Origin of the sequence: Brevundimonas halotolerans (assembly GCF_003730275.1) — a bacterium.
In the GTDB taxonomy this organism is placed as follows: domain Bacteria; phylum Pseudomonadota; class Alphaproteobacteria; order Caulobacterales; family Caulobacteraceae; genus Brevundimonas; species Brevundimonas halotolerans.
Map to the genome: position 1 here is coordinate 24,647 of NZ_QTTA01000010.1, position 14,435 is coordinate 39,081.

The 14,435-nt window shown below is 67.3% G+C and carries 16 protein-coding genes; 9 read left to right on the forward strand and 7 right to left on the reverse strand.

Annotated features, from left to right (window positions below; all coding sequences use genetic code 11):
- Positions 1 to 18: 18 nt before the first annotated feature.
- Both EG854_RS03385 and rnr read right to left on the reverse strand, forming a co-directional pair.
- Positions 19 to 723, reverse strand: a complete 705-nt coding sequence (locus tag EG854_RS03385; RefSeq protein WP_123286326.1) for an NUDIX hydrolase — start codon at positions 721 to 723, stop codon at positions 19 to 21.
- Positions 720 to 3,008 carry a ribonuclease R gene (gene rnr / locus EG854_RS03390; RefSeq protein ID WP_123286327.1) on the reverse strand — a complete coding sequence of 763 codons (2,289 nt, stop codon included), beginning with the start codon at positions 3,006 to 3,008 and terminating at the stop codon, positions 720 to 722. Before rnr ends, EG854_RS03385 begins: the two co-directional genes overlap by 4 nt.
- A 108-nt stretch (positions 3,009 to 3,116) precedes the next feature.
- Here rnr and EG854_RS03395 point away from each other — a divergent pair, with 108 nt between their 5' ends.
- Genes EG854_RS03395 through EG854_RS03410 form a run of 4 tightly spaced genes read left to right on the forward strand, consistent with a single transcriptional unit; the run spans position 3,117 to position 7,166 of the window.
- Positions 3,117 to 4,520, forward strand: a complete 1,404-nt coding sequence (locus tag EG854_RS03395) for a pyridoxal-phosphate dependent enzyme (protein ID WP_123286328.1) — start codon at positions 3,117 to 3,119, stop codon at positions 4,518 to 4,520.
- A 1-nt stretch (position 4,521) separates the two neighbouring features.
- The gene (locus EG854_RS03400) at positions 4,522 to 5,274 is read left to right on the forward strand and encodes a dienelactone hydrolase family protein (protein ID WP_123286329.1); all 753 of its coding nucleotides are present in this window, start codon (positions 4,522 to 4,524) and stop codon (positions 5,272 to 5,274) included.
- Positions 5,271 to 5,987 (forward strand): alpha/beta hydrolase family protein, encoded by a 717-nt coding sequence (locus EG854_RS03405; RefSeq protein ID WP_164461807.1) that lies wholly within the window; start codon positions 5,271 to 5,273, stop codon positions 5,985 to 5,987. Before EG854_RS03400 ends, EG854_RS03405 begins: the two co-directional genes overlap by 4 nt.
- A 15-nt stretch (positions 5,988 to 6,002) precedes the next feature.
- Positions 6,003 to 7,166 carry a cystathionine gamma-synthase gene (locus EG854_RS03410; protein WP_123286331.1) on the forward strand — a complete coding sequence of 388 codons (1,164 nt, stop codon included), beginning with the start codon at positions 6,003 to 6,005 and terminating at the stop codon, positions 7,164 to 7,166.
- On the opposite strand, the gene EG854_RS03415 is transcribed toward EG854_RS03410, so the two are convergent.
- Genes EG854_RS03415 through EG854_RS03425 form a run of 3 tightly spaced genes read right to left on the reverse strand, consistent with a single transcriptional unit; the run spans position 7,163 to position 9,071 of the window.
- The gene (locus EG854_RS03415; protein WP_123286332.1) at positions 7,163 to 7,369 is read right to left on the reverse strand and encodes a hypothetical protein; all 207 of its coding nucleotides are present in this window, start codon (positions 7,367 to 7,369) and stop codon (positions 7,163 to 7,165) included. The genes EG854_RS03410 and EG854_RS03415 overlap by 4 nt on opposite strands.
- Before the next feature lie 29 nt (positions 7,370 to 7,398).
- Complete coding sequence (locus EG854_RS03420) at positions 7,399 to 8,097, reverse strand: TorF family putative porin (protein WP_123286333.1); 699 nt, start codon at positions 8,095 to 8,097, stop codon at positions 7,399 to 7,401.
- Positions 8,098 to 8,138: 41 nt separating this feature from the next.
- Positions 8,139 to 9,071 carry an NAD(P)H-dependent flavin oxidoreductase gene (locus EG854_RS03425; RefSeq protein ID WP_123286334.1) on the reverse strand — a complete coding sequence of 311 codons (933 nt, stop codon included), beginning with the start codon at positions 9,069 to 9,071 and terminating at the stop codon, positions 8,139 to 8,141.
- A gap of 607 nt (positions 9,072 to 9,678) precedes the next feature.
- Between EG854_RS03425 and queF the strand changes: the two genes are divergently transcribed.
- Both queF and EG854_RS03435 read left to right on the forward strand, forming a co-directional pair.
- The gene (queF, locus tag EG854_RS03430; protein ID WP_123286335.1) at positions 9,679 to 10,140 is read left to right on the forward strand and encodes a preQ(1) synthase; all 462 of its coding nucleotides are present in this window, start codon (positions 9,679 to 9,681) and stop codon (positions 10,138 to 10,140) included.
- Positions 10,141 to 10,326: 186 nt separating this feature from the next.
- A complete protein-coding gene (locus EG854_RS03435) occupies positions 10,327 to 11,073 on the forward strand; it encodes a DUF817 domain-containing protein (RefSeq protein ID WP_241153113.1) in 747 nt (248 codons plus the stop codon).
- Here EG854_RS03435 and EG854_RS03440 read toward each other — a convergent pair.
- On the reverse strand, positions 11,070 to 11,663 hold the full coding sequence (locus EG854_RS03440) for a nitroreductase family protein (RefSeq protein ID WP_123286337.1): 594 nt from the start codon (positions 11,661 to 11,663) through the stop codon (positions 11,070 to 11,072). The two genes, EG854_RS03435 and EG854_RS03440, sit on opposite strands and share 4 nt — an antisense overlap.
- A 101-nt stretch (positions 11,664 to 11,764) precedes the next feature.
- On the opposite strand from EG854_RS03440, the gene cysE reads away from it, so the two are divergent.
- Both cysE and EG854_RS03450 read left to right on the forward strand, forming a co-directional pair.
- Positions 11,765 to 12,604 (forward strand): serine O-acetyltransferase, encoded by an 840-nt coding sequence (gene cysE / locus EG854_RS03445; RefSeq protein WP_123286338.1) that lies wholly within the window; start codon positions 11,765 to 11,767, stop codon positions 12,602 to 12,604.
- 71 nt (positions 12,605 to 12,675) lie between these two features.
- Positions 12,676 to 12,885, forward strand: a complete 210-nt coding sequence (locus tag EG854_RS03450) for a DUF3126 family protein (RefSeq protein ID WP_123286339.1) — start codon at positions 12,676 to 12,678, stop codon at positions 12,883 to 12,885.
- Positions 12,886 to 12,957: 72 nt separating this feature from the next.
- Here EG854_RS03450 and EG854_RS03455 read toward each other — a convergent pair whose 3' ends face one another.
- The gene (locus tag EG854_RS03455) at positions 12,958 to 13,464 is read right to left on the reverse strand and encodes a hypothetical protein (protein ID WP_164461809.1); all 507 of its coding nucleotides are present in this window, start codon (positions 13,462 to 13,464) and stop codon (positions 12,958 to 12,960) included.
- Between the two features lie 85 nt (positions 13,465 to 13,549).
- On the opposite strand from EG854_RS03455, the gene EG854_RS03465 reads away from it, so the two are divergent.
- Positions 13,550 to 14,419, forward strand: a complete 870-nt coding sequence (locus EG854_RS03465; protein WP_123286342.1) for a 50S ribosomal protein L11 methyltransferase — start codon at positions 13,550 to 13,552, stop codon at positions 14,417 to 14,419.
- Positions 14,420 to 14,435: the final 16 nt, after the last annotated feature.

The following is a 14,435-nucleotide window of genomic DNA, read 5'->3' on the forward strand; positions in this document are numbered from 1 at the left end:
GCCCCGTCCGGGAGGGGGTCAAAGACGATCGATCTTATGCTGGCCATGCAGCTGGCGAATGAAGGGGCGACCGGGGTCCCGCCCCGCGAGCCGTTCCCGGACCTCGCCGACCACGAACCGGGTGATGGCGGGCAGGGCGAGGTCTTTCAGATCATCCAGCGGGATCCAGGCCACGCGTTCCAGCTCGTCCCCGTGGTCGGTGCGCGCCGGCAGGTCCATGGCGTCCGCATCCGCCAGAAAGAAGCGGGCGTCGAACCGTCGTGGTCGTCCCGGTGGCGTGATGGCCCGGGCGATGTAGCGCAGGCCTGCCAGATCGGCCTGATGCCCGGTCGACAGGAAGTTGCGCCACGGCCCGGCCAGACTGCGCGCGGGCGCCGGGCGGCCGACGATGATACCCGTCTCCTCGTGGGTCTCGCGGACGGCGGCCAGCGCCAGCGCACGGGCGCGTCGTTCGGGCATCTCGCGCTCCAGCAGCGCAAGCTCGTCCGGCGAGAGATCGGTGGCAAAGGGGGCGGTATAGTCCCCGCGCTCCACCCGCCCGCCGGGAAAGACCCACTTGGACGCCATGAAGACATGGCCGGGTGCCCGACGGCCCATCAGCACCTCGGCCTGTCCGGCGCGGCTGCGCGTCAAGATCAGGGTGGCGGCGTCGCGGGGGCGAACCCGGGCGCCGACATCGGGCGAATCAGCCAGATCCGCGCGCGCATCGAACGGTTGGCTCATTTGCGGCGCCGAGGCCCCTTCGGCTTGCCGGAAGGCGGACCACTCTTGCCCCCGCGCGGACCCTTGCCGCCCCGGGGTGGTCCACCGCGGGGACCGCCTCGGCCGCCGGAGTTACCGGGCGGCTTGCCCTCCTCGGCATCCGACAGCATTTCCAGCACCAGCCCGCCCGTCAGGGGGGTCGCCTCGACCAGCTTGACCTCGACCGTGCGGCCCAGCGTCCATCGGTCGCCGCTTCTATGGCCGATCAGGGCGTGGGCCGCCTCGTCGTGCTGGAAATAGTCCCGGCCAAGCGACGAGATCGGGATCAGGCCGTCGGCGCCGGTCTCCTGCAGCCGCACGAACAGGCCGAAGCGCGTGACGCCCGTGATCCGTCCTTCGAAGGTCGCCCCGACCCGCTCCTCGAGGAAGGCGGCGACATAGCGGTCGGTGGCGTCGCGCTCTGCGGCCATGGAGCGGCGCTCGGTCATGACCAGATGCTCGGCGATCCCGGACAGCTCGGCAACCTCGCGCTCGGTCAGGCCATCCTTGCCGAGGCCAAGCGCCCGGATGAGCGCCCGGTGGACGATCAGGTCCGAGTACCGCCGGATCGGCGAGGTGAAGTGGGCATAGCGGTCAAGGTTCAGCCCGAAGTGGCCGATGTTGTCCGGCGTGTAGATGGCCTGCATCTGGCTGCGCAGGACGACCTCATTGACGATCTCGGCGTGGGGCGTGTCGCGCATGCTGTCCAGCAGGGCGTTGAGCTTCTTGGTGGTCGGCGGCTCGCCCTTGTTCCACGGCCGGCCCAGCGTCTGCAGGAAGTCAGCGAGGTTGAACACCTTCTCCTGACTGGGGGTGTCATGCACGCGGTAGATCAGGGGCGTGCGCTTCTGCTCCAGCGTCTCTGCGGCCGAGACGTTCGCCTGGATCATCATCTCTTCGATCAGCCGGTGGGCCTCCAGCGAGACCCGCGGTTCAATCGAGATGATCTCGCCCTTCGGCGACATGTTGATCTTGCGTTCCAGGCTCTCGATGGCCAACGGCGCCCGCTTCTTGCGCCCCTTCAGCATGGTGCGATAGGCGGCCCACAGGGGCTTGAGGATGACGTCGACTATGGGACCGGTCACATCGTCGAACCGGCCGTCGGCTGCGGCCTGTGCCTGTTCGTAAGACAGGCTGGCATGCGAGCGCATCAGGCCCCGGACGAAGCGGTGGCTGCGCTTCTTCCCTTCGGCGTCGAACACCATGCGCACGGCCAGACAGGCGCGGTTCTCGCCGACCTTCAGGCTGCACAGGCCGTTCGACAGCACCTCGGGCAGCATGGGTTCGACCCGGTCCGGGAAATAGGTCGAGTTGCCCTTGTCGCGGGCCTGTTGATCCAGTGCGGTGCCGGGCCGGACATAGGCGGCGACATCGGCGATGGCGACCCAGACGATCCAGCCGCCCGGGTTGTTGGCATCCTCATCCGGCTGGGCAAAGACCGCGTCGTCGTGATCGCGCGCGTCGGCCGGGTCGATGGTAATCAGCGGCAGGTTGCGCAGGTCCTCGCGCCCCTTCAGCGAGGGCAGGGCCTGATCTTCGGCCTCGGACTCGACCGTCTCGGAAAAGCCGGTCGGCAGGCCATGGCTGTGGATGGCGATCAGCGAGGCTGCGCGGGGATCATCCTCGCGGCCCAGTTTCTCCAGCACCTTGCCGCGTTTCGGTCCATGGCGGTCGCAGCCCTTTTCGACGGTGGCCAGCACCAGATCCCCGTCCTTCAGGCCTTCGACCTGGCTTTCGGGGACGATCAGGGTGTCCTTGGCCCGGCGGTCGACCGACTCGATCCGGACCTGTCGGGCCGACCTGCGGATCACGCCCAGCACCCGGTCGGCCCCGGTGTCCAGCTTCTTGATCAGCCGGGCTTCCCAGCCATTGTCGCCGCGCGCGAACCGGACCAGCAGCCGGTCGCCCATGCCGGGCGCGGGGCCGCGATCCTTGCGATCGGGCATCAACACGGCGGAGGGCGCGTCGTCCGAGGCCTCGACCAGTCGTACAATCAGCTCGCCATCGACATCGCGCTCGACGATGTCGGCCACGCCCACGGGCGGCAGGCCCCCGGCTTCGCTCAGACCCTTGCGACCACGCCGGCCCAGGCGGCCCTCGTCTTCCAGTTCGCGGATCATCTGGCGCAGCGCACGGCGATCCGCGCCCTTCAGTCCGAAATGCTGGGCGATGTCGGTCTTCTGGGCCGAGCCGGTCTCGCGCAGGAAGGCGAGCAGGGTGTCCTTGTCCGGAAGTCCGGCGGGCGGGCGTGGGTGCGACTTCTTCATCATCCCCTCATAACGCGCTTCGGCCTCTGTCGTCCCGCGCTTTGTCGTCTGCGGCTTGACCTGAGCGGGCGGTGGGACCAGCTTCCGGCCAAACCTCAGGAGTTCTGGATGTCGCTTGCCCCCCAACCGGTTCTTGCCGGTCCCACCGCCTCGCTGCTCGACCTGATCGGCAAGACGCCCATGGTCGAGGTCAGCCGCATGAACACCGGCAAGTGCCGCCTGTTCCTGAAGCTGGAAAGCCAGAACCCCGGCGGCTCGATCAAGGACCGCATCGCCCTGTCGATGATCGCTGCGGCCGAGAGGGAAGGCTGGCTCAAGCCCGGTGGCACGATCGTCGAGGCTACGGCGGGCAACACCGGTCTGGCCCTGACGCTCGTCGGGCAGGCCAAGGGCTACAAGGTCCTGCTGGTCATCCCCGACAAGATGTCCAAGGAGAAGATTCAGCACCTGCGGGCCATGGGCGCCGACGTCCGTTTGACCCGCTCCGATGTGCCGCACGGGCACCCCGAGTACTACACCGATATGGCCGAACGGCTCGCCCAGCAGATCCCGGGTGGGTACTACGTCAACCAGTTCGCCAATGACGCCAACACCCTCGCGCACTTCGAGACCACGGGGCCCGAAATCTGGGATCAGATGGACGGCAAGGTTGACGCCTTCGTCGCCGGTATCGGCTCGGGCGGGACAATCACCGGCATCGGCCAGTTCCTGAAGTCAAAGGGGTCAAAGGCCGAGATCATCCTGGCCGACCCCGTTGGCTCGACGCTGGCCGGCATCGTCAACGAGGGGGTTCCCGGTCCGGAAGGCAGCTATACGGTCGAGGGGATCGGCCAGAATTTCGTGCCTGAAACCGCCCATATGGACCTGATTGACAAGGCCTATTCCATCCCGGATGCCGAGGCCATCGCCACAGTCCGCGAGCTGCTGCTCAAGGAAGGCATCCTCGCGGGCTCGTCCTCCGGCACGCTGATCGCTTCCGCGCTGCGCTGGTGCCGCGAGCAGACCGAGCCAAAGACCTGCGTGACCTTCGTCTGCGATACCGGGGCCAAGTACCTGTCCAAGGTCTATAACGATGCCTGGCTGGCCGACCAGGGGCTGGGCGAGCGCGAGCTGCATGGTGACCTGTCAGACCTGATCACCCGCAAGTACGAGGACGGCGCCGTCGTCTTCGCCGGGCCGGATGACACGCTCGACACCGTGTTCAAGCGGATGCGCGGGGCGGACGTCTCGCAGCTGCCGATCTTCAGTGAAGGGCGGCTGGTCGGCATCGTCGACGAGAGCGATCTGGTGCACACCATGAACACCGACGCGATCACCCGCGAGGAGCGCTTCCGGATGCCGGTCTCCAAGGTCATGACGCGAGAGCTGGATACGGTTCAGGTCAATGAGCCGCTTGAGGCCCTGGTGCCGCTGTTCGACCGTGATCGCGTGGCCATCGTGCTGGACGGGGAGAAGTTCGTGGGCCTGATCACCCGGACGGACCTGATCAACCACCTGAGCCTGAACCGGTAAGATGGGCCCGGACCGTCGCCAGCTTCTGATCGGGAGCCTCGCGGCGACGACGGGCAGCTGGCCGCGACCGGCCCGTGCCCAGGATCCGGCTGCGCTGGGCATTTCACTGGTCACCTATCCCAGCGGGTCTTTCCCGATCAACGGGCTGCTGTTCTCGCCGGTCGGTGAAGCCCGCCGTGGGCCCATGGCCGGGGCGGCGGTCGCCTTGCTGCATGGCGGCGGCGGCGCTCAGGATGACGTGCACATCTTCACCGAAGGGGCCCTGTCCCTGACGGCGCAGGGCTATCACTGCCTGATGCCCAACTATTTCGACGCGACGCCCAGCCAGCGACGGAGCACGGCTGTGGCGGCGCGACGATGGCGCAAGGCGATCCTTGACGGGCTGGGGTGGCTTGGCGGGCGACCGGGCGTTGATCCCGACCGCGTCGGCGCGCTGGGCTTCTCCCGGGGGGGCTCGCTGGGGCTGGATGGTGTGCTCGAGGAAGGCGGCGCGCGGGCGTTCGTCGGCGTGGCCTCGGGCGGATCACTGGACGTCGCCGATATCCGCCACCGACCGCCGGTGCTGTGCGTCTATGCCGATGGTGATCCTCTGGTGTCGGCCCGACGCGTGCGGGAGCGGGCCGAGACCCTGTCGGCCGCCGGGGTGCCGGTCGAAACGTATGAGCTGACCTCGCCCCGCCACCGCTTCGATCCCGGTGAATGGCGGACCATATTCGATGTGGCCGGACGGTTCTTCGACCGGACCCTGACATGACAGCCACTCGCCGACGGCTTCTGATGGCGGCTGTTACAACGCCCTTTCTGGTCGGGGCTGTCCGCGCACAGCAGGCAGCTTTCTCTGTCGAGACACTGACGTTTGAAAGCCGGGGCAAGCCGATCCGCGCGGCGCTATACACGCCTGCGCAGCCGAATGGCGCGGCGGTCGTCTTCCTGCATGGCTCGGGTGGCATAGGCCCGGCCTATCTGACGCTGGCCGAGCAGTTCGCTGTCGAGGGCTTCAAGGTGCTTGTGCCCGCCTACTACGACGCGGCGGCGGATGATGGGGTGCGGCCCGAGCCGGTCATGGACGCCTGGCGCGCGGTCGGCAGCGACGCCGTGGACTGGATGATCGAGTCCGGCATTGACCGGCGCCGCATTGGCATCATGGGCTATTCGCTGGGATCCTATGTGGCGGTCGACGGAGCACTCGGGAACAGTCGCGCGGCGGCGGCCATTGGTGTCGCAGGCGGCTGGGATGTCTATGTCCCGCGCCCGCCGCGTCGCCGCATTCCCGTTCTGATCCTCCAGTCCGAGAACGACACCCATGTCTCGCCCGAAAGCACCCGCCGGTGGGTCGAGTTTCTGCGGCAGGCGGACGTACCGGTCCGGCTGCAGGTGTTGCGTGGCGCCGGGCACCTCTATACCCCCGCCCAGTGGCAAGAGGTTCACCGCATGGCGTCGGACTTCTTCAAGCGAACCCTTCTGTAGAGAGCCCATCCCCGCATGACCGACCGCAAGAACCGCCCGGGATTTTCCACGCGCGCCATCCACGCGGGACAACGGCCCGACCCGACCACGGGCGCAGTCATGACGCCGATCTACGCCACCTCGACCTATGCCCAGGAAAGCCCGGGCGTGAACAAGGGCTATGAGTATGCGCGGGGCAAGAACCCGACGCGCGAGGCGTTCGAGGCCTGTATCGCGGACCTGGAGGGCGGCACGCACGGCTTTGGCTTTGCCAGCGGCATGGCCGCGACCTCGACGGCGCTGGAACTGCTGGATGCCGGCAGCCACATCGTCACGGGCGATGATCTGTACGGCGGCTCGTGGCGGCTGTTCGAGCGGGTCCGGCGGCGGTCGATGGGGCTGGACTTCGCCTATGTGAACATGGCCGATCCGGCGGCGGTCGAGGCGGCCATCACCGACAAGACCCGGATGATCTGGGTCGAGACCCCGACCAATCCGCTGATGAAGCTGGCGGACATCGCGGCCCTGTCGAAGATTGCAAAGGCCCGGGGCCTGATCCTGGTGGTCGACAACACCTTTGCCACGCCGTTCTGCCAGCAGCCGATCGGTCTGGGGGCCGACATCGTCATGCACTCCGCCACCAAATATCTGAACGGGCACTCGGACATTGTCGGCGGGGTGCTGGTGACGGCAAACCCGGAGCTGGCGGCCCAGCTGAAGTTCCTGCAGAACTCGGTGGGCGGCATCATGGGACCGTTCGATGCCTTCCTGGCGAACCGGGGGCTCAAGACGCTGGGCCTGAGGATGAAGGCCCACTGCGAGAATGCGCTGGCGGTGGCCCGCTGGCTGGAGACCCGAAAGGGCGTGGCCAAGGTCATTTATCCCGGCCTGATCAGCCATCCGGGGCACGAGCTGGCCTGTCGCCAGATGACCGGTGGGTTCGGCGGCATGGTCAGTGTGGTGATCGACGGCGATCTGGACCGGACCCGCAAGGTGCTGGAGCGGGTCGAGGTCTTCACCCTCGCTGAGTCGCTGGGCGGGGTCGAAAGTCTGGTGAACCACCCGGCCATCATGACCCACGCCTCGGTGCCGAAGGAGGTTCGCGAGGCCGGCGGCGTCACCGACAGCCTGATCCGCCTGTCGGTGGGGGTCGAAGACGTCGACGACCTCATCGCCGACCTGGACCAGGCGCTGGGCTAGGGTTCGACGTGGCCCTCAGCGGGGGCGTAATGCTCGCGGCAGAGGTCTCGCAGGGCGGCGTTCAGGGTGCCGCCATAAAGGGACTCGCGGATGCGCTCATAGCCCTCGAGCTTCAGCTGGATCTTGATGTCGCCGACGGTCCGGCAACGGCCCTCGCGCGCCAGTTCATAGGCGCGCTCTAGTGTCGTGGATCGAAAGGTCATGCGCCCTATATAGGGACTACGGCCAAGGTTTAGAAGTAGAAGCCGACGTTGGCGACGAGGGCGGAGCCGTACTGGTCACCGAACAGGGTCGGGTCGGCGTCGGTGTCGTGGTAGCGCAGGTCGAGGTCGACTGCCGGGGCCAGCTGCCAGGTCACGCCGACGTCCCAGCCGGTGTAGTCGACCGACAGATCCTGCTCGCGGCGCCCGATGCCGGCAGACAGGGCGGTGTCGAGCGTCAGGTCCCAGCTGGCGCGTGCCTCGACCCAGGTCCAGGCTTCGGTGGAACCTGTGCCGTCGGGTGAGTACTGCAGGCGCAGCTTGGCCTTGGCCGGGCCGATGGCGCGGCTGACGTCGGCGGTGAACTCCCAGGCATCATCGTCCGTGCCCGGATTGGCGTCGACGCGCCACTTGTGAGTGGCGTTCAGATCCAAATCGAATCCGCCCATCTGGGGGCGAATGCCGAAGCCCGCTTCGATCTCGAGGTTCGAGCCCGAGCTGTCGATCGTTTCGGCCCCGGCGCCGCCGTAAAAGAAGCCGTCGCCGCTGGTCCACTCCGTCAACGCCCAGCCGTAGGCGTCCGTGCCCGACTTGGACACGTCCTTGGAACGGTTGTCGGTACCGGCACCGACGCCGAAGGCCCAGTCGCCGCCGGCCATGCTCTGGGCGGCGGCCGGGGTCGCAATGGCCAGAAGGGTCAGGGCCGAAAGGCCGGTCAGAAGGGCGCGCATGATGGCTCCGTATAAGGACGAATCCGTGGGACGCCGCCCCCTTAGCCGAAGTTGCTCTCGCTGGCGAATTGTTCCGACGCCTGACGGTATTCCTGTTGCATGCGCGACACGAGCTCGGCCACCGGCAGCACGTCATGCACGCCGCCCGACCCCTGACCGGCGGACCAGACGGTTTTCCAGGCCTTGGCTTCATCGGCCATGTCCAGCTTGTGCTCTGGCAGGCTCTTGGGGTCGATGCCGTTCTCGATCAGCGAGGGCGTCAGGAAGTTGGCGGGAATGCCCGAGACGGCCGGCGTATAGGTGATGTCCGAAGCGCCGGCGTCGACGATCATCTGCTTGTAAGCGCCCTGGGCCATGGACTCCGTCGTCGAGATGAAGCGGGTGCCCATATAGGCGAAGTCGGCGCCCAGCATGCGGGTGGCGGCGATGTCGCGCCCGGTCGACAGACAGCCTGACAGGATCAGGGTGTCGTCAAAGAAGCTGCGCACCTCCTCGATCAGGGCAAAGGGGTTGACCACACCGGCATGACCCCCCGCGCCATTGGCCACCAGAATCAGGCCGTCGACCCCGGCTTCGGCGGCCTTTCGTGCATGGCGGACATTGGCGATGTCGTGGAAGACCACCCCGCCATAGCCGTGCACCGCATCGACCACATCGCGAACCGCGCCCAGCGAGGTGATGATCAGCGGCACCTGTTCCTCGACCGAGACCATCATATCGGCCATCAGGCGGGGGTTGGTCGGATGGACGATGTGGTTGACCCCGAACGCAGCGGCATCGGGCTTGAGCCGCGCCTTGATGGCGTGCAGCCACTCCCGATAGCCCTCGGTCGTGCGCTGGTTCAGCGACGGAAAGGTGCCGATGACGCCGGCATTGCAGGCCTCGACCACCAGATCCGGCCCGGAGACCAGAAACATGGGCGCCGCAATCACCGGCAGCTTCAGCCCCTTTTGCAGGGACGCGGGAATGGTCATGGACGGCTCCTCCGTTGTCTTTCGCTACGGATAGACGGCTGTCGCCGGGTAAGGCAACGGTCGAGTGGCGGGCGGCGAGGGCGGGCGTGAAAAACACCGTCTGAACCGTCTGAATGGTCTGAAATCATGGTGGCGGCCCTCCGGCGATGTCGGCAACCGGACAGTATCGGTGATGCGTGAGCCAGGGCAGGAAGACCGGTCCGGGAAACGGCGGGCCCGTTGAAAGGGAGGGGGAATTCGGGGGCGGCCATCGTAGCTGAGGGTGTCGGCTCAGCAGTCCTTCTCCCCTCGGGGGAGAAGGTGTCGGGCAGAGCCTGACGGATGAGGGGGAGCCTGCCACGGACGGACCCGGTCAGCGCGCGTCCAGTGGCCCCCTCATCCGAGCCGCTGTCGCGGCCCACCTTCTCCCCCGAGGGGAGAAGGGAGCAGAAAGAGGTTCATCACAAAGAACACAGAGGAGGCACGAAGAACACAACGAAGGCAGCGGGCTCGACCTCGTTGTGTCCTATGTGGAAGCGTTGTGGTCGCTGTGATGAACTGCTTCGCGAAGAGGAAGCCCTAGAACCCGGCCATTTTCACGCCGCTCGCAACCCGCTAAAGGCCTCCCATGACCACCGACACATCCGGCCTGAGCCAGCTGGGCGCGCAGACGCACCAACCGACCGATCCCGACTCCGCCCATCTCGAGCGAGTGCCCAATCCGCATGCGGACACCCTGTATGTCGCGCGCTTTTCGGCGCCCGAATTCACCAGCCTGTGCCCGGTGACGGGCCAGCCGGACTTTGCCCATCTGGTGATCGACTATGTGCCGGGGGACTGGCTGGTCGAGTCCAAGAGCCTAAAACTGTATCTGACCAGTTTCCGCAATCACGGCGCCTTCCACGAGGACTGCACCGTGGCCATCGGCAAGCGGCTGGTGGCCCTGCTGGACCCCACATGGCTGAGGATCGGCGGCTACTGGTACCCGCGCGGTGGCATTCCCATCGATGTGTTCTGGCAGACCGGCGGGGTGCCTGAGGGCGTTTGGCTGCCGGAGCAGGGCGTGGCGGGGTATCGCGGGCGGGGGTGAGGGGGGCTTCTCACCCCTTCCTCATCCTCCGCTCATGACGCGAAGGACCCGGCCTGCTCCAAGGGGCGCATGACGACGCCATCCATCCCCCGTCCCCCGCTTGAGCTGATCGGTCGCCGCTGGCTGTCGGGGGCGCAGGGGTGGGCGGATCGCGGGCCTTGGCGGGGGTCTGCGTTCGAGCTCCTTATGTTCGGGATCAAGCAGGGGTGGGCGTGTCTGTTCGGGGGGTTGTTGCTGGCCCTGATCGTCGCGACCTTCCTGTGGTGGCCCGAGGAGGCCGCGGTTGCGCGCTATGACGCCCTGGTGGTGGGGGCGGTGGCGATCCAGGCGGGCATGCTGATCTTCAAGCTGGAAAGCTGGGAGGAGGCGCGGGTCATCCTGTTGTTCCATATCGCCGGGACGATCATGGAGCTGTTCAAGACAGCGCACGGGTCGTGGGTCTATCCCGAGGCGTCGATGCTGAGGATCGGGGATGTGCCGCTGTTCTCGGGCTTCATGTATGCGGCGGTGGGCAGCTATATCGCGCGGGTGCAGCGCATTTTTCACATCCGGGTGCGGGACTATCCGCCGGTGTGGATGACGGGGGTGCTGGCGGCGGGAATCTATCTGAACTTCTTCCTGCACCACTGGCTGCCCGATGTGCGGGGGCTGCTGTTCCTGATGGTCGGGGTGTTGTTCGGGCGGGGGTGGTTTTACTTCACCCCGGACCGGCGGCGGCGGTCGATGCCGTTGCTGGCGGGCTATGGGCTGGTGGCGCTGTTCATATGGATCGCCGAGAACGTCGGGACCATTGCGCGGGCGTGGACCTATCCGGGGCAGGAGGCGGGCTGGGAGCCGGTGTCGCTGGACAAGCTGGGCAGCTGGTTCCTGCTGATGATCATCTCGATCGTGCTGGTGTCGCTGGTGCACCGGCCAGAGGGGGAGTCGCGTTAGCGCACCGCAACATGCCGGTCGGGGTCGGGGCGAGGCCGTTCCAGCGGCGGGGTCTCAAGCGTGCCGATGTGGATGAAGCCGGCGATGCGCTCGTCCTCGCCGATGCCGAACAGGCTGAGGGCGCGGGGGTCGTAGGCGTACCAGTCGGTGATCCAGCTGGCGGAGAAACCGTGCGCAAAGGCCGCGTGACTGAGGTTCATGGCCAGGGCGCCGGCGGACAGTTCCTGTTCCCAGACGGGCACCTTGTGGTCGCGGACCGGGGTCGAGACGACCATGATGGTGACGGGCGGGGCGGTCAGTTTGGCCAGGACCGCGCGGGCCTTGTCGGGGTCGGGCTGGTCGTCGGCGAGCGGGCTGAGGGCGTGGCTGAGGGCCGCGCGAGTGTCGGGGGTCAGGACCACCAGCCGCCAGGGGAAGAGCTTGCCATGGTCGGGGGTGCGCAGGCCGATGCTCAGGATGGCATCAAGGTCGGCCGCAGAGGGGCCGGGGGCGGCGAGCGCCTGGGCCGGGGCCGAGCGGCGCTGTTGCAGGTATTCGATCAGCGCCGGATCGCGGCGGGGCAGGGCGAGGGGGGCGGCAAGCTCGGTCATACGCTGTAGCTAGGCGCGCGACGTGGGCCCCGCCAGTGGGCGGGGTGGCGATTCGGCGGGCGGGAGCCTATCTTTCGCGCTGAACCGAAGAGTGAGGATGCATGGCCACGCCCCGACTGGAGCCCCGACTGGAGGCTGTTCCCGAAGCGTCTGACCTGTGGGCCCAGCTGCGCCGGGCCGCCGAGCAGGCGTCTCGCGACGAGCCGGATCTGGCCTCGCAGATGAATGCGGTGATCCTGTCCCATGGTAATCTGGGTGCCGCGCTGAGCTTTCAGATTGCGCGCAAGCTGGGCGATGCCGAGCTGGGTGCCATGACGGTGCGCGAGGTGTGCCTGGCGGCATTCGAGGTCGATCCGGGGATTGTCGCGGCGGCCGAGGCGGACCTGCAGGCGGTCGAGGAGCGCGATCCGGCGATCCGGTCGCTGCTGCAGCCGTTCCTGTATTTCAAGGGGTTTCAGGCGCTGCAGGGCTGGCGGGTGGCGCACTGGCTTTGGCTGGAGGGGCGCGAGACCCTGGCCCTGCACTTCCAGAGCCGGATTTCCGAACTGTTCCAGGTCGACATCCATCCGGGCGCGCAGGTGGGATCGGGCCTGTTCCTCGACCACGGCACCGGCATTGTGATCGGAGAGACGGCGGTGGTGGGCGATGAGGTGTCGATGCTGCACGCGGTGACGCTGGGCGGCACTGGCGCCGGGCGCGGCGACCGACATCCCAAGATCGGCAAGGGCGTGCTGCTGGGCGCCGGGGCCAAGGTGCTGGGCAATATTGTCGTCGGAGACTATGCCAAGGTGGCCTCGGGCTCGGTGGTGCTGAAGCCGGTGCCGGCGGGGTGCACGGTGGCGGGTGTGCCGGCGCGACTGGTCAACTGCCCGACCGACGCCACGCCCGCGCGGACCATGGACCACACCCTGGCCGACATTGTGTATGACTTTGTCATCTAGGCCCCAGCGGGCTTTCCCTTGCGGGTCCGCTTCTCTAGGGTCCGCGCCGAACGAACCCTGAAAGGCATGCCGTGAACGAGACAGACCAGAAGCGCCTCGAAACCTATCTGAAGCGCACCTTCAATCATGGCGGCATCAAGCTGAAGCCCCGTAAGACGGCCGACTCGGTCGAGGTCTATGTCGATGACGAATTCATCGGCCTGGTCTTCGAGGACGAGGACGGCGATGGCTCGTTCATGTTCGAGATGGCCATCCTTGGCGAGGACCTGCCGCCGGCCTGAGGTCGCTTGCCGCCGAATTGAAAACCCCCGCCGGAGCGATACCGGCGGGGGTTTCCTTTTGCGATCAGCCGATCAGCGCTTGCCGAAGATGGCGTCGAAGATCTTTCCGACGAAGCTTTTGCTTTCGGCAGGTTTGGCAGCGGGCGCCGGCGACGGAGCCGGGCTGGGCGCCGGATGAACCGGAGCGGGCGTTACAGCGGCGGCGCGGGCCGTGGTGGCCGGCTTGGCGGCAGCGCGCGGCGCGGCAGCCTTCTTGGCGGCGGCTGGACGGGCCGGCGTGGCGCGCGTGCCCGCAGGCTTCTTCGCGGCCGCCGGAGCCTTGGCCGCGGGCTTCTTCACGGCGGCGGGCTTTTTGGCAGCGGCCGGTTTGGTGGCGGCAGCCGGCTTCTTGGCCGCAGGCTTGGCCGTGGCGCGGGCCACGGGGGCCTTCGCAGGCGCAACCTTGGCCGGAGCGGCCTTGGCGGCGGCGGGCTTGGCCGTCGTTTTCGCCGTGGACTTCGGTGCCGCTTTAGGCTTGGAAGCCGCAGATGCTTTTGCGCCCGTGCTGGACGTACTCGACTTGGATGGAACCTTGGCCATGTATTCCCCGACCCCTCGGATGAATGTGACGCGAGACGCCGCGCCGACGATGCAATCGATTCGCGATGATAGCGACGTCTGAGAAATGTCAGAGTCCGCAATTCAAATAATCGCACATGGGTCGCGCGATGCAACCGAAGCCCGCGTCGCCGAGTGGGATGCCGACCCGATGCTGGAGGGTGTGACCTATTCCATCCTCGAGGAGGATGAGGATCGAGGCATCTGGCGCATCGATGCCTTTCCGACGACAGCCGATGAGGTCGAGCGGCTGGTGACGTCGCTGAAGGGCGATGCGGCGCTGACGACCACGGTTGAGGATCTGGCCGATGCCGACTGGCTGGCGATGTCGCTGTCGGGCCTGCCGCCGGTGCGGGCGGGGCGGTTCTTCGTCTATGGGGCCCACGATCAGGGGCGAGTGCCGCTGAATACGGTGAACCTGAAGATCGATGCGGGGGCCGCCTTCGGCACCGGCCATCACGGCACGACGGTCGGGTGCCTGATCGCGTTTGACGAACTGCTGAAGCGCGAGCGGTTCGAGCGGGTACTGGATGTGGGCGCGGGCACGGGTGTGCTGGCCATCGCGGCGGCGAAGACCGGCAGCCGGGTGGCCCTCGGCACCGACATCGACGCGCCGTCGGTGCGGATTGCCAATGAGAATGCCGCCCTCAATCAGGCCAAGGCCAGCTTCGTCCACGCCTCAGGCCTGAACGACCAGAAGGTGCGGGGGCAGGGGCCCTACGATCTGGTGTTCGCCAATATTCTGGCGCCGCCGCTGGTGGCCTTGTCGCAGCCGATCCGGACGGCCCTCTTGCCGGGTGGGGTCGCCATCCTGTCGGGTCTGTTGCGGACGCAGGAGCGCCGGGTGACGGCGGCCTATACGTCCAAGGGCTTCCGGCTGGAGCGGCGAATTCATCGCGATGCCTGGAGCGCGCTGGTGCTGCGCCGCGGGGGGTAGAATTCCCTCCGGTCGC